This is a genomic window from Haladaptatus sp. W1 (assembly GCF_001723155.1).
Taxonomy (GTDB): domain Archaea; phylum Halobacteriota; class Halobacteria; order Halobacteriales; family Haladaptataceae; genus Haladaptatus; species Haladaptatus paucihalophilus.
Genome location: NZ_MEIH01000311.1, coordinates 12,495 through 38,964, shown reverse-complemented (window position 1 = coordinate 38,964; position 26,470 = coordinate 12,495). Strand labels below are relative to the sequence as shown.

Here is a 26,470-nt window from a genome sequence, read left to right as displayed (position 1 = left end):
GTTGCTTTCTGTTTCATCACTACTGGGTAGGAGAGGGACACAGAAAAAACTTACTCAGTTCCGTGTAAATATTTCGTGAATGAGTACCGCACTAGACGATCACACATCAAAACTTCTGAAAAGTAGACAATTACAATAGACGTAAGAAGCGATGGACACCGTTCAATACGACAGATACTATAAAGAACTAACCACCCTACTTACTATGAATATCGGCGACCACTTGCTGCGCATACTCGTAAAGTTTTGTTAAATACACATCACGAGCTGTGCATAGATTTCATCAAAGATCCCCAAAGGTAGTCCACTTCTGCTTATACACCAAATATTCAATCGACGTTGCTCACAGTACGACGGCATTCATACTCCTACATTTTGCATTAAGCAAGTGTGGACACACACGAGCCTGAGTGATTGTGAAGTGGGCTGGGCTCGTTCAGGAGACGGGCTTCTGTAGATCAGCATACGGACTGTCACTGACAGCGACCGATGAGAGTCTCTCTGCGAGAACGATGACCGCATCATCGGCTGTGTTGGCCCTTATCGACATGAATCTCTTCTCGTGCTCACTACGGGGAATGGATTATGTGTGTCATCCGGAGGTGTTGCCCCACAGACGTATCCGTCAGGGAGACCGAGTATATAAATACGAAATCATACGTACCCACTGTGTGTTTGTGCCCCACTCATAAAGGGGCCGCTTGAGCCGGATTCACCGGCCGTGCAGGGTCACTCCCTCGTTCCCTTCGCGTGGTCGGCACGCGGAACGCATTCTAGTAGATATGTCCCGCAATACCAGTCACACCACCATGAGAAACCCGACCACTTCCACGTCACTCGATATGAGCCTCGACATGCTGAGTTCTCCACACCGCCGCCGCATCCTGTTGGCAGTGTTAGACGACAATCCACGCGATGAAGATGAATTCACGTCAGACGCTACGGACGACGAGCTCACAGCACTGAAAACGCAGCTCCACCACGTCCATCTTCCGAAATTGGCCGACAAAGGCTATATCGAGTGGAACCCAGACACGGAGACGATCCGTCGAGGGCCGAACTTCGATGAGATTGCCCCACTGCTCACCTTGATGAGTAACCATGCAGATGAGTTACCCGACGATTGGCCGTAATTCTCGAACATTTTGGCCTTGTTGAAATCCTCAAACGTTGATATGCTTCTGTGAGCGTGCTGCATAGAGGGAGCGAGTCGGTAGTATGTGTCAGCGATGATTCTTGAGACCCTTATCCATCAGCACATCCAATTCACCGTACGGATGACCAACACCGAACGCGACTACCACGGTTACACCCCGATGGACTACGATGCGGACAGCGAGGCAGACGAGGTGTACCAGATGTGTCTGTCGTCTCTTCTCGCGCACGCGCCCATCGAGCCTGACGACGTGGTACTCGACATCGGTACGGGTACCGGCATCGTCGCTCTCGAACTTGCGTCGAGGTGTGACCACGTATTAGGACGGGACATCTACGACGAATGGCTCCGATACGCCCGTGAGAAGGCTGAGCAACGCGGCATCGAGAACGTCTCGTTCGGCCACGGGTCGTTCCGTGAACCGAACGTTGACGAACCGGTGGACGTCGTCGTCGCCAGCTATGCCCTCTACATGGCCTACGACGAAGGGGGAGAGAACGAATTACGCGCCGCCATCGATGGTCTCGCGTCGCTGAATTCGCGGTGTGTAGTGGTCGCCGACAAGATGCGTTTCGGGCCGGTGCAGTCCCCAAGCGAGTACGAGACGCTGCCACCGATGGGAACCGTCGCAAATCTCCTCGTGGATGCAGGTTTCACGCTCATCGATATCGAGATCATCACTGAGTCGGTCGGTGTCATCATCGCCACCCGATAGCACCACATCGGCAGCCTTCCATCGAAAGCTCAGCCGTGCGGAGTTTCCGAAACGTGAACGAATAGCATTCCATGAGTGTGTGCTGAATCCATAGGACGTCACTGCCAACAGCCGACCGAGAGGTGCCAAATTCTCGAAGCCGATACTCTTCACGCAGACGGTGCAGTCTACTTGATAACAGGGTGACAAAGTGGAGAAAACGATAAAACTAGTAGCCGAGCCGCATTATTCCTGTAGTGAGGATTTCTGTTCCCCAGTCGAAACCGTCACTAGCATGTCCTCAAGCAATGCGTCAACCTGCGGTGGGGCGGTATAGGCGGCTTGCTGAGCGGATTGATCATACTCAATTACCCCTGCATCAGCGAGTTTCGGGAGGTGGATATGATGCATCGCAATCTCTGTGTCTCTGTTCTCATCCGGCGAGACGTGCTCGTCACGCTGTGTCAGCTCCGTCACTAACGCAGAGATCGGCATGGGAGCCTCTGTATCGCGAAGATACTGGAGGAGAACCCGACGCCGGTGATCAGCAAGCAGCTTGTATAAGAGGGTAAGCTGTCCTGTTGTGGTGCTACGATCGCCAATCGCGTGTCTATCCTCGTCCATACGTGACCCTCGATTGGCCACACAGATAATCATTTTTAATAATTATATTGTTAGATTGTGAAATTCACACGGAGAGATGCGAATTGTCGTTCTGTAACAGAGTCACTGTGTGATGCCAGCACTATAGGCCTTCAAAAGTGTGAAATACGCAATCGGAAAAGTCGAACAATCAGCTCTCACGCCGCTCCTCTGCCGTTTCTTCACTGAAATGGAAATGGTCGAACGGCTGGGTATGCCGCTCGCGCATGATCTCGGAACTCTCGATCGTGACACCAGACTCGTGCAGCGTGTCCGTAACGCGCGTGATATCCACTGTACTCGTTCCAACGACTTCGACGTAGATATTCCGTCTTCCGACAAGCATCTCGCGGACATCGACCACACCCTGCACAGCAAGTATCTTCTGGACAAATTCGGCTTGTTCAGTTGCTGGCGCAGTACAGACGAACAGGACACGAAGCGGGAGGTTCGCCGCTTCATAGTCGATCTCGGGATGATAACCCCTGATGATCCCATCGTCTTCAAGTTGCGAAATCCGGTTCCGCACAGTACTCGCGGAGACACCGACTGTTTCAGCAATCTCTTCCGTGGTGGTATTCCGTGCGTCTCGCTGGAGATGAAAGAGAATGCCCTGATCAACGTTGTCGAGTCCTCGACTCATCTGTAAGAATACGGAGAGTGGGCGTAAATAGTCTGTGAGAAACTGAGTGAACTCCAACAGACCTCGTTTAAATGAGTCACTCACTTTCTCAAACGACTTGCAATCCGCAAAATGAGGGTTGCTTAACCGTGTACAGTGCGTCGGGGTTCAGGAACCATGACGTTCGATGATCAACTCTCGGTCCTCTCGAATCACCACCGACGACGGCTCCTTGTCGCCTTAGCACAACAGACTCCCCAACCCGATCGTCTCGCTCCATCCCGAGGTTTAGCGACGGACAGTGGAAACCGAGATCAGACAATCGCACTGCAGCACATCCATCTCCCAAAGTTAGCAGATCACGGGTTCATCGATTGGGATCAAGACGCACAGCGCGTGACAAAGGGGCCGCAGTTCAACGAGATCGAGCCATTGCTCACCGTTCTGAGTGAGAATCAAAATGTGCTTCCTGACCGTGGCGTCCCCGACTAATTGATCACGATCGAAAACTGCCACAAATGTGGCAGTCCAGGTACGGAGTGGCGATTGGTTGGGACCCACCAGAACTCCGTACCACGTCGTCCTTTGCGCTAGTCCTGTATAACCCTACTGTGATTATGTGGGTTACTGATTATATATCTGATTGGTAAGGGCAGAAATTTGCATCTCCTACTACTGATCTCATCAAGCTCATCCCAGGTACTGCTGTGAAAACAGCAATTATATCACGAGTATTTGCATATTCAGCATTAGAATGCTGTGATTATCCGATTAGATGCGGTGATCACTGGTGAATTAGCAATATGACTGTTGGGGGATGAGTACCTTTGATACGTATTGACGCGCATAGTCTAATTCATGATGGACAGTGCTGTTGGGCGAGTTCGGTGGCTTCAACAACAACAGCCGTCTTGTGAACAACGACAGAACAGTATGAACACGCCCGGCATTCCCGGGCAAATGGTTGGGACCCATGAAGGACTTATCTAATCAACAACAATCGATCGAATTGCTCCAACAACTCGGCTTGAAAGAGTACGAAGCAGGGTGTTTCGTGGCGTTAGCACGCCTCCCGAAAGGAACGGCCAAAGAGATCAGCGAAACCTCCGAAGTTCCGCGAACACGCGTCTATGATGCAATCCGAGTGTTAGAAACCAAGGGACTCGTCGAGATCCAACATTCGAATCCCCAGCAATTCCGCGCCGTGCCAATTGAGGAAGCCGCCGAGACATTGCGCCAAGAATACGAATCGCGGACGGACACGCTTGTTGAGGCGATGGCCGCGATCGAGCCTGCAGAATCAAACGGCGGTGATGAGGAAATCACGCACGAAGTCTGGGCACTCTCGGGGACGGCCGCGATTACCAATCGCACCCAGCAACTCATCGATGCTGCCGGACGAGAGATCGTGCTCATCGTCGGGCGGGACGAGGTTATTACTGACGGGTTGCTTGAACAGCTCCAAGAAGCACTGGACACCGGTCTTGATGTCCTGGTTGGCACGCAGACCGAGGACCTTCGTGAGCAGATTGCAGAGGCATTGCCCGATGCAGAAGTGTTCGTCTCGGGGCTGGAGTGGTTGCACAGCTCGCCACTTGAGGCCGATGACGACACGACGATCAGTCGGCTGCTGTTGATTGACAAGAACACGATTCTCGTGAGCTCGGTGCATGAGACGGACACTGGTGGGATTGAAACAGAAAAGGCAGTGTTTGGGAGAGGATTCGACAATGGGATTGTGGTGATTACCCGGCGATTGATGGCGACGGGATTACCACCGCGACACGATCCTGACATGCCCGGCGACGAATGAGTGCTCGTCTCGCGATCCCTCAGTCGTCCTGCAGGAGTTCGAGGTCGACGTCGTTTTCGCTGGTCACTGTCACCTGATAGCCCTGGTATTGAAACGTGACTGCGCCAGTTGTCGGTCGGTGTGAGCCCGCTCGTGTTGGGCTAAACAGCGTGTTGAGTGCGTCGGGATCGATGACCTCGTACAACGGTACAAGATCGTCGGACGAGATATTCTCGCGTGCGAGAATACGGTTGACGATTGTCGCTGTTATCGACTCGGTGTCGTCCAGTGGTTGCATACCCGGTGTGCTCGGTGCTTCGGTGTGGGTAACAGGGGTATCCTCTGGTGAGGTCATGAGTGTGTCTCGTCAGAGCGATTCGAGAACGTCGTATATAGACGCTCTGTATGAAAAGTAAACGATATTTTGTCTTTGAAATGAAGGTGCAAACTTTCTTGGTTTCTTTTTATGTCAATACTGCCGCTCGGGTTTTCTCATTTAGATAGCACCCTCGACGGAAAACTGCGTATTCCTAGAGACCGAGTGCATCGAGCTGTTCTTGATAATGATTGCGGATGGTCACTTCGGTGACCTGTGTCACCGTAGCAACCGCACGCTGTGTTTCTTTCTCACCACACAGGAGTGACGCGGCGTAAATCGCTGCAGCGGCACAACTAGTGGGTGATTTTCCTGAAAGCAGGCCCTTTGATGACACGGTGTCGAGAATTTCGTTCGTTTTCGCTTCGACAGCGTCGCTACTCCCAAGTTCTGAACAGAATCGAGGAATATACTGTTTCGGGTCGACCGGTTGTATCTCGAGACCGAGTTCCCGTCCAATATACGTGTATGAGCGGCTTATTTCTCTTCGTTCAACACGCGACACATCTGCAATCTCCTCAAGACTCCGCGGAATATTCTCATTGCGACACGCCGCATACAAACAACAGGTTGCGATCCCTTCGATCGAGCGACCTCGAATCAGATCTTCATCGAGTGCGCGACGGTACAGGACACAGGCGACTTCGCGAACCGATCGTGGCACACCGAGTGCACTTGCCATCCGATCTATCTCGGAGAGTGCAAATTTGAGGTTACGTTCGCTGGCATCTTTCGTTCGGATACGTCCTTGCCATTTGCGCAGTCGGTGCATTTGGCTGCGTTTGTCAGCGGACAACGCGTTACCGGCGGCGTCCATATCTTTCCAATCGATATTCGTTGTGAGGCCCTTATCATGCATTGTCTCAGTTATCGGTGCACCAACCCGGGACTTCTGTTGGCGCTCCTGGTGATTGAAGGCTCGCCACTCTGGTCCAGGGTCAACCGCCTCTTCCTCAACAATTAACCCACAGGCTTCACAGACGGTTTCGCTTCCGTCTGCGCTTGTGAGCAGGGTTTCTGAGTCGCACTCAGGACAGCCCTGGACGCCCTCGTAGTCATCTGCATTGTGCTCGGTCTCATCGCGTTCTCTCCGACGGGAAGGGCGTATCATTGGTTAGCCACAATATATATGATTTCAAAGTGGTTAAGCCCTCTGTCCGAGATCCCAGCGATACCCACGAAGCGGTGTTGATCCCGCTTTTGCGCACGCTCAGGACTGGATGGTCACAAGGCCGTCACAGTCACAGTCGTAGACTCGGCATCATCTTCGTCGTTCTGGTCGGCCTCCGAGGAGATAGCATTCAGCGTGCCGTTGTTGGTCACGTTTTCACTCGTGGTCATGTGCGTGTCGACGGCGTCACGGTGGACGTAATACAGGCACGTGCAAGCCAGTAGCTCCGCCGATCATATCGCCGATAGAGATAACGTATCGGTGGTCTACGGGACTCTCGGAGCTCTCAGTGGTGACGTCGACGAGTCAGGGAGTACCAATGTCGAAGGCGTCGGGATCAAGAGATTCGTACAGTGGACTGAGTTCTTGCTGATCGCAGTTCTGCTTGGGCTACTGTTTCGACAACAGCAGTGCTCGGTTCTGTTGAGGGCCACTCGTACTGATTGTGGATTGTGTTGGAGGGCGCCTCATCGTTAGAATTCGGCGAATCCTTATCACTCATGTGGGAACACTGTGAGAGTGACCAGCTAAACAGATTAGTGTCACTCACTTCTTCAAACGTCTAGAAACTCTAAAAACGTCTCTGATTTATAGATATTCATGCTCTATGGAATAGGTATGGGACACGCCAAAATGATGCAGTGTATTGACTGCTCATGGAGTGCGAATTCATCGACTGATTCCTGCCAACAAGTAGATCAACTTGCGATTGAACATCATTGTGCGACGGCTCATTCAATCGTGAATGGTCAGAATCCCAATTATGAGTGCCAAATGAATGACTAAGTTGTTTAGGTACGCTAGAACAAAATTCACGGCTCGAAGAACGTAAAATACTCGGGTGGGCAGATATGATTATCTGAATGTGCATTTCATATAGAGATTCTAAACGGAATCATTGCCATAAATAACCCACTGCCGCTTATACTGCCCACAGGAAGTCAATCACCCGAAATCGGCCAAATTCGAGAAATCGACCTCGCTGCAGTCGCACGTTCTACTTCCGTTATCAAACCAATCAGTCATCCCGAAACGGGTCAAAATCCCAGAAGTCAGACTACTTTTGATCCAATTGTTCAGAGCAATCGAATCCGATTGTCGATTTCAATAAGGGTTGGCACACTAAATATGCACCACGAACTGGCCAGAAATCGGATCAAGGTGCTCGGAGGATCCCACCGCCGCTTTTGAGGTTAGGAAGAAGTCGAAGTGATACCACAGTGGCTAATTCAAATACTCTATCCAAAGAGTGACAATCAAATTCTTCACGATCACTGGCCGCCGTCAGTGGCTTCGCCACTCTTCGTCGTGTCGTCGAAATCATCATCCGTCTCCTGAACAGTCGTCGGCTCAATGTCGACTCGGGGCCTCGATTCCTCGCCACGAAGTCCTGGGACGACGACCTGGAGGAATTGGACGACGATAACCATCAGGAGCGGGCCGAGGAAGATGCCGTACCAGCCGAACAGGATCGGGCCGAGCAGATAGGAGAACATGACGAGCGAGAGGTGGAACATTTTCCCGGACAGGTATGGCCGGATATAGGTGCGCACAACGTTATCGAACGCGAGTGTCATGAACAGGAAGAACACGATGGGGTACCAGAGGGAGGTTGGATCCTGTTGAATCGCTTCTACTGCGAGGACGGCAGCGATGGCGAGGTAAACGACGGATCGACCGACCAGTGGCACTAGCGTGAAGATACCCGTGATGACTGCCAGCATTATCGTCACGGGAATGAGGAGGTTTCCTGGCGCGAAGAAATTAAATATGTTGTAGATGATTGCAGTCAAGATCATGATGACGAAGATAGTGAGCGTGTAGCCGAAGTAGATGGAGTTCAGGCCCTCATCGACTGCCGTAAGGTAGTCGAGAGATAACGTATCGTTTCCGAGAATCTGCTCTTTGCTCCACCGAGCGAGGCGCTCGTCGTTAACCAGGAGGAAAAATCCCAACAACAGCGACAGGAACATCATGAAAACGCTTGATGCAGCGGCACCGACGAAGGCTTGCGCGCCAGTGAGTGCCGATTGCACAGAAGGACTCTTTAGCGTCGTGGTTGCTGTGTCGAGCAATTGGTTCGGATCGTTCGGTATCGTTCCGACGTTGATCGGTAATTGCTGAAGAAGTTGTGTTGCTTCCCGAGAGGCCGCAAACGTGACCAACTGTCCGACTGCAATCGAGAGGAACACCCCTAAGAAAAGCACAATTGGCACGACGATGAGAAGCAGTGTGATTGCGGCCGAGAGATTTTCGCTCCTGATTCGGGTACCAATACGTCGGTTTATCGGACGTGCGACGTAATAGATGAACAGCCCAAGCACGACCCACGGCAGAAATATGAACGCGACAGCGGCGATGATTCCGAACACTATCAGACCGGCGATCCACCATTTAAGATTCGGTCGTACAATGCGAATTCGTGTCGCTTCTGGACTCTCCCCACCCATGGCCATGCTATACGATTCCGATCGAATTAGCTTTGCCGCTGGAATTGAGAGGATATCTAGGTGGCTGAAATCGCTAGTATCTCTATGAGTAACTCAATAGCAACCTAAGTGCGAGTATTGTTCGATACCGAGTAGACCAAGAAGGAGAGACTTGTCGGTTCTGTACAAATCGGAGTTTCATCCGTATTCTATTGACGCCGTCTCTTCGTACACAATAACCACCGATAACTTTCAATAATATACCAAAAACGGTGCCCTTCCCATTGGAGTGTCCAGAAACAATCTATCAACTTTATCCACTTGTTCGTGGTTGAGACGGATCATGTGGGGAGAAAACACAGACGCCAGTGGAAAAGAAGATGCCAAACTAGCACAAGAGGAGTCGAAAACACTTGGGAATCACTCACGGCGCTCATTTCTCAAGCGCGGGGTTGTGACTGCCAGTGCGATCGGTGGTCTGTCGGTGGCCGGATCCGCTACAGGGTTGGCACAAACCAGTGAACGGGCAGCACTTCAGCAGAGCAAAGACGTATTGGTCTTTTTATACGGTTACCAGCCGAATCTCCCATTTCGGGTTCTCGGAACGCTTGAGCAGGTAAACACGGTACGTCTGCTTACACCGATCAGAGGAGGGCCCGCTCCTGAGATATCGCAACCCGACAATTACACGGGGTATATAATCGGGTTGGTTGGATTAGATGTTCGAACGCCGACGTTTCTCTTTACGCAAGACTCGCAGCTCAATATAAACCCAACTCAAGCCTTCTCGGGGTATCAATTCTCCCCGGAATTTGCCTCATTTAGTTCCGAGCTCAGTCTGATAGAGACAACAATAACCCCGTTTGACCTTCGACAGGTAGTGGGAGCAGTCAGAGAGCGAAGGCAGGGAGGGACGACGACATCAAACAGTTCGCAGTGACGGACGACGCTGTCGACAGAAGTACGAGGCGAGTGTCTCGGGACGTACCCCGAGATGATTTGTCTACCAGCAGTGATTGTCTAACATGATGAAAACGTATCTCTGACAATGGTTACTGGTGGGGTTCAACCAGCGGCTAGTATCGAAACACAGCTACTTACACTCCTCACTGTGTTCATCATTGCGGGAGCAGTCGGTACGTTCACGACGAAAGTCATCCGTATCCCATATACCGTCGGTCTCGTCCTCGCCGGGTTGACACTGTCCATCCTCCCCCTCCCACTGACCACGCCACTCACGAACGAATTCATCCTGCTCGTCATTCTACCAACGTTGATCTTCCAAAGTGCGATGAATATCGACGCCGAGCAACTGCGCGATAACATCAGTCCTATTCTGGTGCTGGCCGTAGTCGGTCTCATTCTGTCGGTGCTGGTAATCGGCATCCTTGGTGCATCCGTGTTTGAGTTCTCCGTGGTCGTTGCACTCCTCCTCGGGGCGATTGCGACGCCGACCGACCCGGTTTCAGTGGTTGCCTTGTTCGATGAGCTCGGGGCACCCGAACGGCTCTCGGTACTCATCGAGGGGGAGAGTATTCTGAATGACGGCGTCGCCATCGTACTCTATACAGTTCTCCTGTCCGTGCTTGTCGAGGCACAGGCCGAGGGGATTCCGGCCACCGAATTTCTCACACCGTCCCTTATTGTCAGAGACATTGGGCTTGGCATCGTGATCGCGATTGTCGGGGGGACTCTTATCGGTGTGGTCGCTGGGTATCTTGCATACCGGCTCCTCGTCCTCGTCGACGATCCGATGACTGGGCTTGTGTTTACCGTCGTCCTTGCGTACGGGGTATACCTACTTGCGGAACATCTCGAGGTTAGCGGGGTCATTGCGACACTCGGTGCCGGACTTGTTGTTGGCACTCGTGGGAGCAGCGATGCGGTGAGCGCCCGAACACGATTGACGCTTGGCACAGTCTGGGCGAGTGCAGCATTTATCGCAAACACCGTCATTTTTGTCGCCATCGGTGCGGCGACTCCGTTTGATTTGCTCGCAAAGTATGCCGGGGAAATTCTCGCCGCTGTCGTCCTCGTCTTTCTGGCGCGGGCCGTTGTCGTTTATCCGCTCGTCGAATTGATGAACAGGAGGCTACCGGATCGAATCTCTCGGTCGTATCAGCACGTCATGGTTTGGAGTGGTATCCATGCTTCCGTCCCTATCGCCCTTGTCCTCGATCTCCCCGAGAGCCTCCCGGCGGGTCTCCGTGAGAAACTTGCCGCACTTGTCTTTGGCGTCGCAGCCATCACTCTTGTCGTCAATGGACTCACGATGGGACGACTCATCGACCGGCTTGGAATCGTCACCGCCAGTGCAGCGGAACGGCAGTATGAACTGCTAGTGGGTCGGTTGCACGGGATTGACGCCGCACTCACGGGCGCTGAAGAACTGCACCAACGGGACGATGTCTCAACGGAAATTTACGAGCGTATCGTAGAACAATATACAAGCGAGAAACGTCGGCTGAATCGCGCTATTTCGGAGTTGCTCGACGAGCATCCAAACCTCCGCGAGAAAGAAGAACTCACCGCAGAGAGTGAGATCGTTCGGCGGGAGATTCTTGGTATCAAGACGGCGATGGAACGTGGGATCGTCAGTACCGATGTCGGGAACAGTCTTCTCGAGGAAACTGAAGGGAAACTTGAAGAGATGGCTAACGACCGCCATACAGGTGATAAAGATTCCAAGGATGACACTGGACACACTCAGTGATTATCGGAAGATTCACCGGTGAGTTGCATGGACGTAGAAAGTACTGCTCGGCAGTTCATCACGCTCGTCCGTGAGAACGAACTTGGTTTCTTGGCCGCTAGCTTCGCATACTATACCTTCGTCTCGATACTCCCGCTGTTACTGTTGGTCTTTCAGATCGTCTCCACGATTGCAGGCGAAGAACTGGCTCGGACTGTGCTCCAACAGGTGGCACTCACTGGAATTCTCACTCCAGACGGTCAAGAACTCGTCCGAAACGCGCTCATCTACCCGGCGGCACATTCAGAAGCCTCACTCCTCAGTATTGGTCTTCTGTTCTGGAGCGGCCTGAAGATCTTTCGGAGTCTGGTGTTCGCGTTTTCACAGATATACGATGTCCCATTCGAAGGCAGTCCAATCAATACGATCCGAAACGGGGCCATCGTCATCGTCGCGCTGGGCATCTCGGTCGTAATTCAGCTCGCCGTTTCGCTCCCTGGCGCATTTTTTCAGGCACAATTACCACTGTTCGGACCGATAGGCTTGCTCGAACAGTTCATCTTCCTCTGCTTCATGTTGTTTCCCCTATACTATCTTCTTCCCCGATACCGCACCGGGTTCGGAACGCCATTCCAGGGACAGTCCTTACAGCCAGCGGGTGGATTGTTCTTGAGTTCGGGTTTGGAATCTACACGCAGTTTTTCACGACTGTGTCGGTGTTCGGGGTGTTCGGGACCTTCATCGTTTTTATTCTCTGGCTCTACTTGATTGGCCTGCTCATCCTCCTCGGTGCCTGTCTCAACGTCGTTCTTTCCAGTGATGGTTCGTCGTCAAGGTCGACCGTCTAACCTGGACGATTGAGGTTTTCGATGGAAGACAGTCGCTCCTTGCCCCTTGACCAATCAGGCAGGTTGGTCAAATCTCACCGTTTGAGTGCTGGCGAAGCCCCTCACTCTGCAGTCACGACGCACCGGAATCCGACGTGACTGGTTGAGGTATCGATCGGCTCGGGGTACCTGGCGGCCGGTCGATACCGGAAGCAGTAATTTGGTGCACAGAGATGGGAGCCACCTTTCAACACGCGACGCGGGATGCCTGACGGGTCTCTTGGGTCAACGCTCTGTTCTTCGGTAACACCGCGTGGATTCGTCGGCGTACAGCACGACGGCGACTCTGACTCACCCACTGTTGGGTCGTCGCTGTACCAATCGCAGGTCCACTCCCAGACATTCCCTGCCATATCGGAGAGTCCGAACCCGTTTGGTGGAAATGACCCCACAGGCGAAGTACGCTCGTAGCCGTCGAGGACCGTGTTCTCGTGCGGAAATTCTCCTTGCCAAGTATTGGCCATCAGCTGTCCATCAGGCGCGTGTTCGTCACCCCAAACGAATCGTTTGTGCCTCAACCCACCGCGAGCGGCGCGTTCCCACTGCGCCTCGGTCGGCAGCGTTTTCCCCGCCCATTCGGCGAATGCCTTCGCATCCTCGTAGGCGACGTGAACGACGGGATGGTCCCTCTTGTCACTGATATCACTCTCCGGGCCGAGCGGATGTCGCCAGTCTGCGCCAGGGACATAGTCCCACCACTGATTCGGATTTCGGGGAGTCACCGGCCCGTTAGGTTGTGTGAAGACGGCAGACCCCGGCACGAGTTCATCTGGGTTCGCGCCCGGGTAGTCCTCGGGGTCCGGATCACGCTCTGCGAGCGTCGTGTAGCCCGTATCTGCGACGAATGCAGCAAACTCCTGGTTCGTTGTCGGTGCTCGATTCATCCAGAAGCCATCGACCGTGACTGCTTGAACTGGTTCCTCTTCCGGGTAAAATTCCTCGGAGCCCATGTGGAATGTGTCGCCTGGTATCCATCCCATTTCGGGTTCCGGTGGGTCCCCTGGTGGTTCCGCTTCTGGGTTCGTCCGTGCGTCTGGGTTTCGTGCCATCCTGACTCCTGATGATTTCGAGGTGGTTTTTTGCATTTGATTTTCCGTTTCATTCTCGTGCCATGATACGATCCATCTCGGCTTCGTGATGCGCGAACGGATCGCCACTGACATCCACTATCGCTCGCATCAGATCACCTGTAAACGCAAATGGCATCTCGTATTCGTCGGTCACCGTCTCGATGACATCCTGGCCGCAGCTCAATCCGGCGACGATGCCAATCATAATTGGGATGGTGACTGGGATGTCACCTTCACCGACCTGTTCGTCGTCGTAATAGAGCCTGACGGTCGCGGGGACACCCTTCCCCTCTTGGGGGTTCGGCTTGCCTGTCGCCTCGAACTCCATCCGGAGTTCACTCACGTCATCAGGAATTGACTCGTCGGCGGAAACTTTGTAGTCCTCAATGCCCACGTAGTTGTGGACGTAGTGGAGGCGATTATCCTGAACGTACAGTGTGTACCCGCCGAGGCGAGCACCGTGCGCGAGCAGGACACCTTCAGTATCAGTGTCCATTCCATCTACGTCGGCAGTGATGCTGTGTGAGCGATTCAACACGCTGACCGCGGCGTTCTCCGGAATGTCCTCACTGCCGGGGTAGTAGATGTACCGGTCACGAGGTGGAGATACCTGTGGTCGACCTGTGGCTGCAACCCGTTCAACGCCGCGCCCGTCAAGCGGCAGTACATTGTACTTGCCAGCTTCGGACCACCATAACTGGGCGAGTTCGAGTGCCTTTTCGGAGTGCTCGTCGGCGACGTCGTGCGCTTCCGAAAAATCCTCCTGAAGGTTGTACAGCTCGAGGCCTGATTCTTGGATGCTGCTCGCGGTGAGATCATCGGCAGTGATCGGTTTGCCGAATGGCCATGGATGAACGGCACGCCAGCCATCGTGGTAGATCGCCCGGAAGGCGAACATTTCAAAGTACTGAGTGGTGTGACGTTCAGCGGCACCGGGATCATCGAAGGTGTACGCGAAGCTCGTTCCCTCGATGGGTGATTGTGAGTAGCCTTTGACTTCGTCGGGTACTTCTATACCGACGACGTCGAGAACCGTTGGAACGAAGTCGATGGCGTGGACGAATTGGTTGCAGATCTCCCCACTTGCCTCGAGACCGTCCGGCCAGTGAACGATCATCGCGTCGCTCACACCACCGCGGTAGGTTTCGCGCTTCCACCGGCGGAACGGTGTATCACCGGCCCAAGCCCATCCCCACGGGTAGTGATTGTAGTACTCTGGTCCCCGAGATCGTCCATCGCCTCCAAATTATCCTCGAGATTTTCCTCGATGTTATTGAAGAAATGCATCTCGTTCACAGAACCACTCGGACCCCCCTCAGCGCTTGCACCGTTATCAGAGACCAACATCACGAGCGTGTTGTCGAGTTCGTCGATCTCCTCGAGGAAATCAAGGAGTCGACCGATGTGATGGTCAGTGTGCTCGAGGAAGCCCGCGAACACCTCCATCATCCGGGCGTAAAGCGTCTGCTCGTCGTCCGAGAGGTCGTCCCAGTGCGGGACAACGGAATCGTGCGGTGTCAGTTCAGTATCGTTGGGAACGACACCAAGGTCCTTCTGGCGTGATAGGATTGTCTCCCTTGCTTCTTCCCAGCCCATGTCGAACTCTCCCTGGTACTTGTCGGCCCACTCTTTTGGAACATGATGCGGAGCGTGACACGCCCCAGGGGCAAAGTACGCGAAGAACGGTTTCTCGGGAGCGACCGAGTGTGTGTCCTGGATGTATTTGATGGTACGATCGGTGATATCGTCGGTTAGATGATATCCCTCTTCTGGAGTTGCTGGCGGCTCGATTTGCTCGTTTCCTTGCACCAGATTCGGATAATATTGGTGGGTGTCTCCCCAAGAAACCCATAGTAGCGCTCGAAGCCACGATTAAGTGGCCACTCGTCGTAGGGACCGGCTGCACTCAGATCCTCGGCAGGGCGAGATGCCACTTTCCGGTTGCGAAGGTGTTGTAACCTTCCTCGACCAGCATCTCCGAGAGGAAACCGTTCTCGTGAGGGATGTGCCCGTTATAACCAGGGAATCCGGTTGATGTTTCAGTGATGGTTCCCATCCCGTTCGAATGATGGTTTCGTCCAGTGAGCAGACAACTGCGCGTCGGTGCGCAGAGCGCTGTCGTATGGAAATTATTGTATTGGAGTCCGTTCTCAGCCAGTCGATCGATATTCGGTGTGTCGATGAGACCGCCGTAGCAGCCGATCTGGCCGAAACCGACGTCGTCGAGAACGATCATCAAGACGTTCGGTGCATCTTCTGGTGCCCGGGTCGGTTCTGGCCACCATGCCTCGGATTCGTCATATGTACGGCCGATGTGGCCGTGGAATTCCTGATCTATCATGGTCTTTCTCCGTCACGAAGACTGTCCTCGGTTCGTAGCAATCAGAACACTGCAATCAGAACCACTGACGGCCTCGTACGCACACATCACACGACATAAACGGGCATAAAATCGTTCTATGGTTTAGAAGTTCACTACAGGTATTGGACGCATACGGACCCGCAATGGGAATTACAATGGCAAAAAGGGATGATTCTGCCTGCTATTTTGACAGTTAGTGGGGAGTAAGAGTCTCGCGTCATCTCGAGACTACTGGTGACCAGTCTGGCGAATGAAGTCGAATTACCACTCTGGGTGAACCAACAGCGACAGAACAATGATATCTTGAAATTTCCACATTGGTGGTACGAGAGGCTATCAGACTAATTGGGTAAAGTAGATCATCCGATGTGCGATCTTCGGCGATACTCACCATACAGGGACAGCAAGTCGCCTTCGGGAAACAGGGCGCGGTCCCGATGCGCACACAAAATACTCGTCGTTTACCGCGGAGGGGGATGCTAATTTTTCAACTAAGCATCTCAGACCACAAACACGATTGCTGGTACCAGATCTTCCCCTCCCGTTAGGTAATAACCGATAGTATCCGACACAACGGCCAGACCCACGAGTAGCCGCCCCCGTCCCGAACAGTATCAATTCGGGACATCCACAACCGCGTTTGTGTAGGTGATCTTATTAGAATTGCTTCCCTCTTGAGCGTGATTTGGTCCTGCCCGAAGAGTCCACGATGCTGAAGAGTGTGCCGAGCTGCGTGGGAATGATAGAGAGCCCGGCGCCAGACGCGAAACCGGTGAACACAGGCCCAGAAATAAAATTGACGAGGTAGCCGAACCGGAATACCCAGGCGACGCAAATGATACCGACGATGATTGTCGTGACGGTGACAGGGACACGTATTCTATCCCACTCCCGGCAGTGGTAAGGCCAACCTCTCTTAGGAGCAGAACTGCGAGTGATGAGGTCGGACCGATGATCACCTAACGAGACGAGGCAATAAACACGTACATGAGGTCGGCGTATAGCCCCGTCTATGGAGGCAGTCCAGCGAGTGAGGCGTATGCCAAACCGCCGGGGATGACTGCTGTCGAGACTGCGAGTCCCGATACAATGTCGGTTCGGAGCCATGATCGGTCGTACTCTGGAAGCAACTTCGTCACCGGGGAATCCGACTGGAGTCCCTGTGTGATCCGTTGTGAAAGACTGTTGCTTGCCATTGGTTTCCCCCAGATATCGAACCCGGGCAGAGTACATCGTTTGAGGACAAAGATGTTACGTATATAATAAATTGGTGTCCGGGTGTTTGGTATTTGGAACGTAGTGACTCAATGATTCCCTGAGTCGTCGTGTTGTCGATTATCGTGTTCGCATCCTACTTCCTCTCGGGGGTGTTAGGTTAGCAGTGTTAACAAGATACTGACGGAAAAAAGAATACGAGAATCACGAATAAGACGGATATCTTTATAGAATGTTTATCATATCAACCCGTGTACTTCTAGGTGATCATGGAGATTAACTGGAGAGCTGTAATCAACGGATTCCTGACCGCGTTCATCCTTGGACTACTCGTCGTCTGGTTTGTCCCAATTACGGCGATGTCGGGACTCGTTCAGGCGATACCTGGCCTCATCGGCGGATTCGTCGCCGGGTACATGGTTAGTGGTGGCGAACGTGGCGCTGTGCACGGTGGACTCGCCACGATCATTGGAGGAGTTGTCCTCCTCATTGTGTGGGCAGTGTTCGGTGCTCTGTTCGCCGGTCTATTCCCGGCGTTCACGGGATTCGCACTCGGCGTGTTCGTCCTGGCCATCCAAGCGATTCCCGGGGCTATCGCCGGTGCCATCGGTGGCTGGGCGAAAGATCGCCGTACCGCGACCCGCGAAGCTGCTGGAACCACTCGCTGACGAACAACGATCAGTCATTACCAGTTTTTCCACCGCGATTTCACCAGTAACTACTTCTTGGCTTATTCACTGTAGGACTACTGAATCTTCCAACTGTATCTGCCAATTGATCCCTGTTTTCAAATCAACATCTGACAAGTACGACTACTCCCATATTTTTACAATACAGTGATAACAAATAATGACTGAACAGTGAAATTTGACTTTTCTGAGATTGATAATGTCCCCTGCTGATTGTTTGGTGAGGCAATCGTTAAATTGTTAACCACGAGCTTTAGCCGAAATAGATGATTTTCGCACCAATTGACTGATATTCACTTCCTCAAATGAAATCCGAAACAGATAGAAGTACTGAATGATTGCGAAGATGATACTATATACTGAATAGCACGTATGAATATGCATGCGTCTCATCCAAGTTCTCATTCCTAAGGGTGATCGAGCGGATGTCCTTACGGCACTCGACGAGGAAGGGATCGATTATGCCGTCTGGGAGGAGACCGGTCGCGGGGACTTTGAGGCCCTTGTTTCGTTCCCAGTCCCCGAGCCTGGCGTTGAACCCGTACTGGATAAGCTGTACGCAGCCGGAATCAAGGAAAAATCATATACGCTCGTCATGCCGACGGAGACGGTCGTCTCCGAGCGTATCGGGGCACTCAAAGATCGATATCGGGGATATCGTATTTCGCGTGACGAACTCGTTGCACGTGCCGAGGATCTCGCCCCCGCGTCCTCGACATTTTTCATTTTCTTGATCGTGAGTACGCTCATCGCGACAACTGGGCTGCTCCTCGATTCGGCAGCGACCATTATCGGGGCAATGGTCATCGCGCCGTTAATGGGACCGGCGATCTCGGCCAGCGTTGGGGCTGTTCTCGCCGATTCTGATATGACATCACGGGGTGTGCGACTTCAAGTAACAGGGCTCCTTGCCGCAGTCGTGACGGCGGCTATCCTCGGTCTACTATTGAGGGAGACAGTTTTCCTGCCACCGGTTGATATTCGAACGATACCGCAAGTCCTCGAACGAACCTCGCCGAATTTCCTCTCACTCTTTCTGGCGCTCGGATCGGGTGTTGCCGGTGCCGTGAGTATCATCCGGGGTGCTGGATCGTCACTCGTCGGGGTTGCGATCGCAGTAGCACTTATCCCTCCTGCCGCCACCGCGGGACTTGGTCTCGCGTGGGGACATCCTGGCGTCGTCATCACTGCTGGTGTTCTCGTGTTGGTAAACCTACTCGCCATCAACCTTTCGGCGCTCATCCTATTGTGGCTTGCTGGCTACCGCCCCGAAAAAGGTGAACAATCTAAGCAAGCTCGCAGAGCAGTTCGCGTTCGAATTGCCACGATTGTTCTCGGTCTTGTCCTCTTGTCGGTGGTTCTCGGTGCTGTCACCTGGGCATCATTCGAAGTTGGAGCCGTTACGAACAGCGCACACACAGAGACTGAAGCAATGTTTGACAGTGGCCAGTTCGGTGATTTAACAGTCGAATCGGTGAGTGTCAACTATAATGTCGATGAGGTGCTCCTCAAGAATCCAGCTAGCGTAACCGTCGTCGTGGCACACAGTCCAAACGCGCAGCTGCCAGCTGACCTCGCACAGCATATCGATGATCGTCTAACAAAAACGACCGGAGAAGACGTTGTCGTCGATGTCGAATTTGTGCGAGGAGAGAGTTCAGCTTCGAATTAATGCTGTGAGAGACAACAAAAGCAAAATACTCGCCATTTACTACCGAGAGACTCGAATAGATAGACGCCCATATCGAGTGATAGAGACGGTAGCAGCGAAGTTTCCAGATACTCACGGGGTGCCTCACTCTATCCACTAGCGGACACGCATAGATCGAAAAGGGGGTACCGTCCCCGTCCACTTCCGCTTATGGATTTAACCGGAAGTACTAAACACACCACCTGACGAGTGAAAATCCCCGGGTAAAGCACTCGGAAGACATCTTCGCGGTGGTTTTGGACCCAATAAACCGTATGATGCTACACCTTTTGGTTAACCACGGGAGAAAACTTGGCCGAGTCGCGAGAAGAACCCGTCTTTCTCGGAGTTATGGAGCTTGAGCTTGGTATTCGCCTCTTGGTAGCGTGCCTGTGCACTGTTACGTTCGCTGCGCACACGATCTAAATCAGATTGTATTCGCTCGTTTGCTTCCTGTAATCGCGCGGCCTCCACACGCTTGTCTGTGAGCGTCTCAGTGACCGACTTATGTTCGTCCTGAAGATTGCTATGTTGCTGCTTGAGACTCTCATGCTCTTGTTTGAGGCGATCATGATCGGTTTGTAAGCGGTCGTGATCCTGCTGTAGACGGTTGTGTTCGCTCTGTAGACGCTCGTGATCTTGTTGTAATTGCTCATACTCGACCGCGTCTTCAGTGTCCTCGTCTCTGTGTTCGATGAGCGTTCGCATGTACTCGGAGAGCGTTTGCCCGTCCTCGGCCGCCTCGTCTTCAAGTGATTCTTTCACCTCCTCCTGTACGCGGAGTGTGATCTGTTTCATGCACGGACGATTACAGGGCGTCTACAAGAAATTCAGTCAGACACACGTGCGACTCATTTCGTGTGGAGAATTCACAAGGTTCTGTACTGGGTACCTAGATTAGTATCGACAGCAGAAGACGGAATACGAGCTCTACAACGATAGAATAGAGACGAACGGGGGTGGAATCGAACCACCGAGGCCACGGAGGGGCCCCATTGACGACACGACGAAACACCGATTGTGCATACGGAAGACGAACGACACGAAGATTACACTGTCGTAATTAACGCCCAAAAGTGGACTGTAATCACGCCAAACCTGTTCTCACACCATTTTCCACCTCTCAATCGCGGTGATAAAAGTGGGAGTAATTACACCCCCACAGTAGCCGTCTGATACGACGTTCTCATCAACTTCGTTGGGCGACAGTCCGATCGAGATCTGTACTCTTTTCCGAAAGACGGGATCCTCATGGGTACTCACCCAATGGTGCAAGTCCAAGATCCTCGGGTGAGAGCTCTTCCAGCTGATTCGCAACAGATGATAGTCCCTGCCTCTCGGGATCATAGATCCCGTGATGAATCAACCACAGGCGAGCTGTGGTTTCTGTCACGTCGAAGTGAGCAGCTGTGCCAGTGATTGTGCCCTCCTGCTCGTAGACAGTGCGCAATTTCTCGGGGTCACGGTACGGATGCCGCTCGAGTTCGTCGGCTGTCGTCAGCGAGGATACCGGCTTTGAGAGACGTGTGGAAGATGTGGAGAGATCCGTCGACGACTCTCTGCTGGTTCTATTCAACCCCAGTCTGCTGACCCCCTCCACGAGTTCATCAAAGCGTGCATCTACCTCACGCACTGTACTCTGTCTGTCGTCGGATTGCTCCGATGGATAGGGCTCATCAGAGATAGACTCGCTTTCGGCATCAAACAGAGACGTAATGTTCACAACCAATCCCGTATCCGGTGCGTCTTCGTAATCGTATTCCTTCGCGAGATTGGCCTTCTCGAGGAGATCAACGTCTGTTTTGATGATCGTCGGAACGTGTACCTGAACGGCTTTCGTGCTATTTTCCTCCGTCTGAGTTTCTGTGAATCCGTCTTCGTCGGCTATTTCGTTCATGTATCGACGAATCGTATCGACACGCACAGATTCGGCAATACCGAAAACACGCCGGCGTATCTGTTCCGCAGTCAGCCGGTATGTTCCTCCCAAATCGGCGTGCATCGCGAGTCGTACGAGTGCGACTTTGATCCCCTCTATTTTGTCATCCTTCGAGAGATCCGCGAACTCGTACCCCGCCTGAAGACGGTCGTACTTCGGCCCGTCCAAAATACCGGGCAGTCCAAGGTTTTCCATTCTTTGGATGGCCTGCTCACGCGGCATGAATACGTCCTTCGTCGTCGGACTCTCCACGTACTCAACCGTGTCATGATCGAGGACTCTTTGGATTAACTTCTCACGGGTCTTTTGCGTCTTCGTCTGTGGCTGCATTTTCACGGCCGCAACGAGGTCGTCACGTTTTACCGGATACCCGTTATCGAATTTATCCGAAAGCTCCGAACGGATACGAGCCACTTTCTGCTCGACCGAACTCGCGTTGCCACTCTCGCACCGCGCGAACAGATCGATCCGCTTCACCTTCCGGCGCAGACGGTCACGCCGACCGTCGGTAACGAATTCGAGAAGAATACGCGAGAGATACTCGCCTTTTGTGTCCGTCTCAGGCGCACGTTCCGCATAATCCTTGTTAAACAGAGCCTCAATTGATTCTCGCACGTCGCGAGCGAGGCGCGTCTTCTCGTCGGACGCCACCGACAAATTCGAAAACAAAGGATCTTTTTCTTCGTTGTCGTCGCCACCAAGTGCGTCCATGGCATTGTGGATGAGATCTTCAATCTCCGCGTTCGGATCTTCGTCGCACCACTCTTCAATCGCATTCTCGATCACGATACGGACGTAATACCCCGACTCAGACGTTCCGACGTCGTATCTGTCTTGGACGTATTCGTGAACTCTTTCGATTGCTCGTTCGAATACGAACAAATCGATGTGCTCCGTGCCACTCATCGAAACCACCTCACGAAGGGGGCTGCTCCCACTGGCCAGTGGGAGTAATCCCCCTCACTCACACTCACTAGTGTGAGTACAGTACTAGTGGTAGCAGGATAGCCGGGTCCATGGACCCGGCTTAGGGCGTCGGTAGACCGACGCCCTCGTGTGGTTTTACGGTTCAGCGTGTCCTTCTCGCGGCTCCCGACACCTTCGCGTGAATGACGACGGAGAAAAATAACGCCGTTCGTTTTCAAATCGTCCGGCGTGATGCACTGCTGGTTAGTTTTGGCCTCAATGTCGTCGTATTGTAGATATTGCCTGTGGTGTGTCATCGTGCATACGTCGCATGCTGACCCGTCTCAGAGTCACTCAGGCGGACAAGAGGGATTGCTGTCGCTAATGCAATCCGAACAATTATGCCGACTGAGCAAGAAACAACAATTGTGTGTTCGTCGGTGGGAGCGGGTGGTGTGACACCCATTGACCGCCGACGGAGTTGTCATTTCTTGGCGCTGATACTTGCCTAGCTTAGCTGCCTGTCTCTTACCGATGGTAGAGCATCTTTAACCCATTCTTCATTTGTCAACCACCAGTGATTCGATACGAATCGTTGCAACTGGTGTCTTTCATCGCTCGTATTGCCAACTGGGCCGTCAGGACCACTACGGACTCCCGAAAGCTTCTGAGTAGGTTCGTCCGTCTCTTCGAAGTGGTCCATCACATTTCTTCTATCTCCCAAACACTCAATTAAGTATTTCGCATATGGACATTCTATGTCCATACCAGGTCATATTACATCCATAACGCTTACTTCGGGGCATATTACATCCATAACTATCTACTAACTCATGGCCTCCCGTTCCCTTCACCAAAACTGGCCCACCCCAGTACTCACGACTGCTGGCGAAATTCTCCACACAATCACCCCCACAACATTCCCTGCGCTCGTACTCATTGAGAGCGATACTGCAACGACCCAGACAGAAATCGCGAACACGATCAACCGACATCAATCAACTGTCTCGAGCCATTTCCAATCGCTAGCACTCGAAACCGCTGATATTTCACTGATCAAGAGGGAGAATCGTAGCTATGTTCTCACAGACACTGGGAACGAAATCCTGGATCGTGTTATCACCACCCTTCAAAACCTCGGGATCAAACTGGATGCCGTTGAGTGGGGGTCCACATCCGATAAAGAACAAATCGGGGGCTGTCTCGCGCCACTCTATGGGTCGCGGAGCGTTGAACCATTTCTCGTCTTGGATTCGGTCTCTACCAGAAGTGGACCAGGTGGCCGCCAGCGTGATCTGCGGTCTGCCAAGGTCGAGACGGTCAATCGGGATGTCGAAAATCGCCTTTACAAGATGGAGAAAACCACGTCAAGCTACCAAATCAGACAGATTATCGACCGCTTTGTTGAACATGATGCCCTCACATGTGACGACGATCGTCTTATCCTGACAGAGAAAGGCCAACAGCACGCGGATCTCCTAAATCACGTTGCGGAAGTCGTCGCAAATCAAGTTGTGACTGAGCAGAGCGGGGAGTATGCCTCGACTGACAGCATCGACGAAGCCGTGCTTCAGCTCCGACGCGACCGTATCGCAACGGCATGGAGCCTCGAGAATGACGATCCACAATTAGTTGATAACTCCCACTTCTATCGGCATGTGAAGCGAATCGACTTTCTTGACCGACCAGCCGACGAGTGGAACAGTTTCCGCTGGATGACTGTCGAGAACGCCGGAACAGAGCCAACGAATTCGATCACCCACAAAGAAAGCGGCGAGAACAAGATCACATTCGAGGACATCGATCCACTCGTGTTTGTCGATGGCCGTGACGGCCAGCGACTGGAAGTCAACGATCTCACCGAACAGCAGCCAGCATTTGAACAGAAATTAGAGTTCCTCTTTCCCCAGCCACTTCCGCCGGGTGACAGCCTGACGCTTTACTATCGACTTACCTGGCCGAACGAGTTGGCACACTATGCGACGTACAATCAAAGTATCTCGCTCACACGCTACAATCACGGTGTTGGTGAACTCCAGTTTGGAATTGTTGATAAAGCGAACCACGTTGGTGTTGAGTGCCAGCAATTTCTCGGAGAAGAAGACAACCTCTGGGGATCGATCTCCAGCACACCAGACTACTTTGTGGCTGACGAGCGTCCCGCATTGGAGCCGATTCATGGCGAGGGATATCAAGGCTACCTCTACACCATTCCATCACCCGATTATCCCGCCTACCGAATCTGTTATACCCCAGTGGAATAGATTGCATTCAACAATGCGATCGATGAGAAATGCACATCCCCTGAATCGGATCCATTCTCGCGCAGGAGGGCACACAAATGGGTGACTTCGATGGGACGCCGAGCTTTTACACCAGTGATGAGACGTTTGAGAAATACCTCGGACAAACGTCGTACTACGAGGCATTACAGAAGAACGTTGTAGAACTTGTCTCTCATGCGGCTCCTGACCGAATAATCGAAATGGGATCTGGAACAGGGCAAACCTCTGTCCGATTGGCTGAAGAAATGCCAACAACAGAGATACTCGGAATCGATAATCGAGCGACAGTCACCGAGGTTTCACGGAATAACGCGAAAAAACTCGGGGTGTCAAACCTATCGTTCGAAACAGCCGATATGACCGAGTACGTGAAAACAGTCACCTCACTCCCGGAAATGGTGGTGCTGTTGTATTCCTTCCACCACATCCCCGATCCACTCGACCAGAAAGTCGACTTTCTCGAAGATTGCTATACGGCCTTACCTGAGGGCGGTCATATTTGCATCGCTGAGACGTTCTTGAAGAACGACGCTCGTGATACAGCGGCCAACCGCGAGACTCAGATACGGTGGGCAAATCGGGGCGTCGAGGCGTTTGCGTCCACGTTTTGGTCCGCACTCGACGGTATCGACCCGGCTGCCATCGAACACGCCCAGGAGGTCGGCGAGTTCTCCCGAGAGCATGAGTTAGAAGCCGGTGATAATGTCCTCACTCGTGATGATGAATACTTAATCAGTATGAAATGGCTCGTCGACCATGCCCAAAGCGTTGGCTTCGATGTCCTCCTCGCAGAGCCAGTGAATGCAGTCGGTGACGGGATCGTTCTCCTTCGAAAGTAATCTATGCACACCACCATCTGAGACACATACTATGACAAACGACCATCCGTTGACGGCACAAAACGTCCATCACGTTGGAATCACCGTTCCTGATCTCGATGAGGCAGTTGATTTCTTCGTTGATGCGATTGGGTGTGACTTGCTCTATCGGAAAGGACCGTTCGGAGATTCCGATGGTGATTCGATGGAGCGACGATTGGATGTGCATCCTGATGCGACAGCCTCGCTTGCAATGTTGCGATGCGGTCCAACGATGAATCTAGAGTTGTTTGAGTGGGACACTCCCGACCAAGACGATATACCACCGAAAAACTCCGATATTGGAGCGACGCATCTCGGCCTCCAGGTAGAGGATATCGACGTAGCAATAGATGGATTGGGAGAACGAGACGACGTCACGATGCTTGATGGTCCGCAGACGAACGACAGCGGGCCAACGGAGGGCTTGACCTACATATTTTGTCGAGTGGAGTGGGGATTGTATCTCGAACTTCTCGAAGCACCCGAGAAAATGCCATACGCTGACGATACTGAGGAGCGGTTATACGGACCCGCGCCCTCGTGGACCCACAGGCCCGAACACTAACACACGATGACTGGCACACTCAGTTGACTGACCGTAGCAGCACCAACCAGAAAACCCACCAAGGGACGAGGAAAGAAGATTATCAACTCCGGGTTGTCCTTCGAGGAATTCTGTATACGTGACGAGCGCAACAAGATTGAGCAATACAACGATGTTAGTATGAAGTACTAACCCAGAGAGATACTAACACTTGTAATCGAATTTGGCAGATGGCGGTACGTCTGACACTCCGATTTTCACGAGCCCATGCTACTAAGTCGCATGGTGAATTGAGACACCCACACACCACTTTTCACGAGCTCTCTCTTGAGAATGTCCGACGCCGGTGAAAACGCTTGGTTCGTTAGTCCACATCCCGCTAGTCTAGATCCACTACGGACTAATATAACAATTAGATAGTTAAATCTTTCTCTTTCCCAAGGCGGTTA

22 protein-coding genes and 1 pseudogene are annotated in these 26,470 nt (G+C 52.6%); 11 read left to right on the top strand and 12 right to left on the bottom strand.

Annotated elements, in window-relative coordinates:
• The first annotated feature begins 842 nt into the window (after positions 1–842).
• Positions 843–1,133, top strand: coding sequence for a transcriptional regulator (locus BG842_RS16280; protein ID WP_217493337.1), 291 nt, complete (start codon positions 843–845; stop codon positions 1,131–1,133).
• Between the two features lie 96 nt (positions 1,134–1,229).
• Positions 1,230–1,871 (top strand): class I SAM-dependent methyltransferase, encoded by a 642-nt coding sequence (locus BG842_RS16275; RefSeq protein ID WP_069451571.1) that lies wholly within the window; start codon positions 1,230–1,232, stop codon positions 1,869–1,871.
• Between the two features lie 225 nt (positions 1,872–2,096).
• Here the strand turns inward: BG842_RS16275 and BG842_RS16270 are convergent, their stop codons facing one another.
• Positions 2,097–2,474 carry a hypothetical protein gene (locus BG842_RS16270; RefSeq protein ID WP_083252586.1) on the bottom strand — a complete coding sequence of 126 codons (378 nt, stop codon included), beginning with the start codon at positions 2,472–2,474 and terminating at the stop codon, positions 2,097–2,099.
• Between the two features lie 169 nt (positions 2,475–2,643).
• Complete coding sequence (locus BG842_RS16265) at positions 2,644–3,135, bottom strand: Lrp/AsnC family transcriptional regulator (protein WP_069451601.1); 492 nt, start codon at positions 3,133–3,135, stop codon at positions 2,644–2,646.
• 952 nt (positions 3,136–4,087) lie between these two features.
• On the opposite strand from BG842_RS16265, the gene BG842_RS16255 reads away from it, so the two are divergent.
• The gene (locus BG842_RS16255) at positions 4,088–4,927 is read left to right on the top strand and encodes a TrmB family transcriptional regulator (RefSeq protein ID WP_175424184.1); all 840 of its coding nucleotides are present in this window, start codon (positions 4,088–4,090) and stop codon (positions 4,925–4,927) included.
• Positions 4,928–4,946: 19 nt separating this feature from the next.
• On the opposite strand, the gene BG842_RS16250 is transcribed toward BG842_RS16255, so the two are convergent.
• From BG842_RS16250 to BG842_RS16240, 3 genes are all read right to left on the bottom strand, one after another.
• Positions 4,947–5,204 (bottom strand): HalOD1 output domain-containing protein, encoded by a 258-nt coding sequence (locus BG842_RS16250; RefSeq protein ID WP_069451569.1) that lies wholly within the window; start codon positions 5,202–5,204, stop codon positions 4,947–4,949.
• 232 nt (positions 5,205–5,436) lie between these two features.
• Positions 5,437–6,393 (bottom strand): transcription initiation factor IIB family protein, encoded by a 957-nt coding sequence (locus BG842_RS16245; protein ID WP_069451568.1) that lies wholly within the window; start codon positions 6,391–6,393, stop codon positions 5,437–5,439.
• A gap of 1,331 nt (positions 6,394–7,724) precedes the next feature.
• Positions 7,725–8,903, bottom strand: a complete 1,179-nt coding sequence (locus BG842_RS16240) for an AI-2E family transporter (RefSeq protein ID WP_175424183.1) — start codon at positions 8,901–8,903, stop codon at positions 7,725–7,727.
• Positions 8,904–9,225: 322 nt separating this feature from the next.
• On the opposite strand from BG842_RS16240, the gene BG842_RS29995 reads away from it, so the two are divergent.
• The 3 genes and pseudogenes from BG842_RS29995 to BG842_RS16230 all read left to right on the top strand — a co-directional run bounded on the left by BG842_RS29995 (position 9,226) and on the right by BG842_RS16230 (position 12,422).
• Positions 9,226–9,822 (top strand): hypothetical protein, encoded by a 597-nt coding sequence (locus BG842_RS29995; protein WP_175424182.1) that lies wholly within the window; start codon positions 9,226–9,228, stop codon positions 9,820–9,822.
• A 108-nt stretch (positions 9,823–9,930) separates the two neighbouring features.
• The gene (locus BG842_RS16235) at positions 9,931–11,595 is read left to right on the top strand and encodes a sodium:proton antiporter (RefSeq protein ID WP_069451567.1); all 1,665 of its coding nucleotides are present in this window, start codon (positions 9,931–9,933) and stop codon (positions 11,593–11,595) included.
• A gap of 27 nt (positions 11,596–11,622) precedes the next feature.
• Positions 11,623–12,422: pseudogene (locus tag BG842_RS16230) on the top strand (YihY/virulence factor BrkB family protein).
• Between the two features lie 101 nt (positions 12,423–12,523).
• On the opposite strand, the gene BG842_RS16225 reads toward BG842_RS16230, so the two are convergent.
• From BG842_RS16225 to BG842_RS27810, 5 genes are all read right to left on the bottom strand, one after another.
• The gene (locus BG842_RS16225; RefSeq protein WP_069451565.1) at positions 12,524–13,441 is read right to left on the bottom strand and encodes a formylglycine-generating enzyme family protein; all 918 of its coding nucleotides are present in this window, start codon (positions 13,439–13,441) and stop codon (positions 12,524–12,526) included.
• 118 nt (positions 13,442–13,559) lie between these two features.
• Positions 13,560–14,660, bottom strand: coding sequence for a sulfatase/phosphatase domain-containing protein (locus BG842_RS31835; protein WP_254663245.1), 1,101 nt, complete (start codon positions 14,658–14,660; stop codon positions 13,560–13,562).
• Positions 14,657–15,340 carry a sulfatase-like hydrolase/transferase gene (locus tag BG842_RS31830; RefSeq protein WP_254663244.1) on the bottom strand — a complete coding sequence of 228 codons (684 nt, stop codon included), beginning with the start codon at positions 15,338–15,340 and terminating at the stop codon, positions 14,657–14,659. Before BG842_RS31830 ends, BG842_RS31835 begins: the two co-directional genes overlap by 4 nt.
• Positions 15,341–15,437: 97 nt before the next feature.
• On the bottom strand, positions 15,438–15,872 hold the full coding sequence (locus tag BG842_RS31825; protein WP_254663243.1) for a sulfatase-like hydrolase/transferase: 435 nt from the start codon (positions 15,870–15,872) through the stop codon (positions 15,438–15,440).
• A 678-nt stretch (positions 15,873–16,550) separates the two neighbouring features.
• A complete protein-coding gene (locus BG842_RS27810) occupies positions 16,551–17,000 on the bottom strand; it encodes a SulP family inorganic anion transporter (protein ID WP_175424181.1) in 450 nt (149 codons plus the stop codon).
• A 377-nt stretch (positions 17,001–17,377) separates the two neighbouring features.
• Here BG842_RS27810 and BG842_RS16215 point away from each other — a divergent pair, with 377 nt between their 5' ends.
• Together BG842_RS16215 and BG842_RS16210 are read left to right on the top strand one after the other, a co-directional pair.
• Positions 17,378–17,776 carry a DUF5518 domain-containing protein gene (locus tag BG842_RS16215; protein ID WP_069451564.1) on the top strand — a complete coding sequence of 133 codons (399 nt, stop codon included), beginning with the start codon at positions 17,378–17,380 and terminating at the stop codon, positions 17,774–17,776.
• 403 nt (positions 17,777–18,179) lie between these two features.
• Entirely contained in the window at positions 18,180–19,469 is a 1,290-nt protein-coding gene (locus BG842_RS16210) for a TIGR00341 family protein (protein WP_069451563.1), read from the top strand.
• A 312-nt stretch (positions 19,470–19,781) separates the two neighbouring features.
• Here the strand turns inward: BG842_RS16210 and BG842_RS16205 are convergent, their stop codons facing one another.
• Positions 19,782–20,285, bottom strand: coding sequence for a hypothetical protein (locus BG842_RS16205; protein ID WP_069451562.1), 504 nt, complete (start codon positions 20,283–20,285; stop codon positions 19,782–19,784).
• A gap of 451 nt (positions 20,286–20,736) precedes the next feature.
• On the bottom strand, positions 20,737–22,332 hold the full coding sequence (locus BG842_RS16200) for a hypothetical protein (RefSeq protein WP_069451561.1): 1,596 nt from the start codon (positions 22,330–22,332) through the stop codon (positions 20,737–20,739).
• 833 nt (positions 22,333–23,165) lie between these two features.
• Between BG842_RS16200 and BG842_RS16195 the strand changes: the two genes are divergently transcribed.
• The 3 genes from BG842_RS16195 to BG842_RS16185 all read left to right on the top strand — a co-directional run bounded on the left by BG842_RS16195 (position 23,166) and on the right by BG842_RS16185 (position 26,042).
• A complete protein-coding gene (locus BG842_RS16195) occupies positions 23,166–24,596 on the top strand; it encodes a MarR family winged helix-turn-helix transcriptional regulator (RefSeq protein ID WP_069451560.1) in 1,431 nt (476 codons plus the stop codon).
• A 77-nt stretch (positions 24,597–24,673) separates the two neighbouring features.
• Complete coding sequence (locus BG842_RS16190; protein WP_069451559.1) at positions 24,674–25,456, top strand: trans-aconitate 2-methyltransferase; 783 nt, start codon at positions 24,674–24,676, stop codon at positions 25,454–25,456.
• A 31-nt stretch (positions 25,457–25,487) separates the two neighbouring features.
• The gene (locus BG842_RS16185; protein ID WP_069451181.1) at positions 25,488–26,042 is read left to right on the top strand and encodes a VOC family protein; all 555 of its coding nucleotides are present in this window, start codon (positions 25,488–25,490) and stop codon (positions 26,040–26,042) included.
• Positions 26,043–26,470 lie beyond the last annotated feature (428 nt).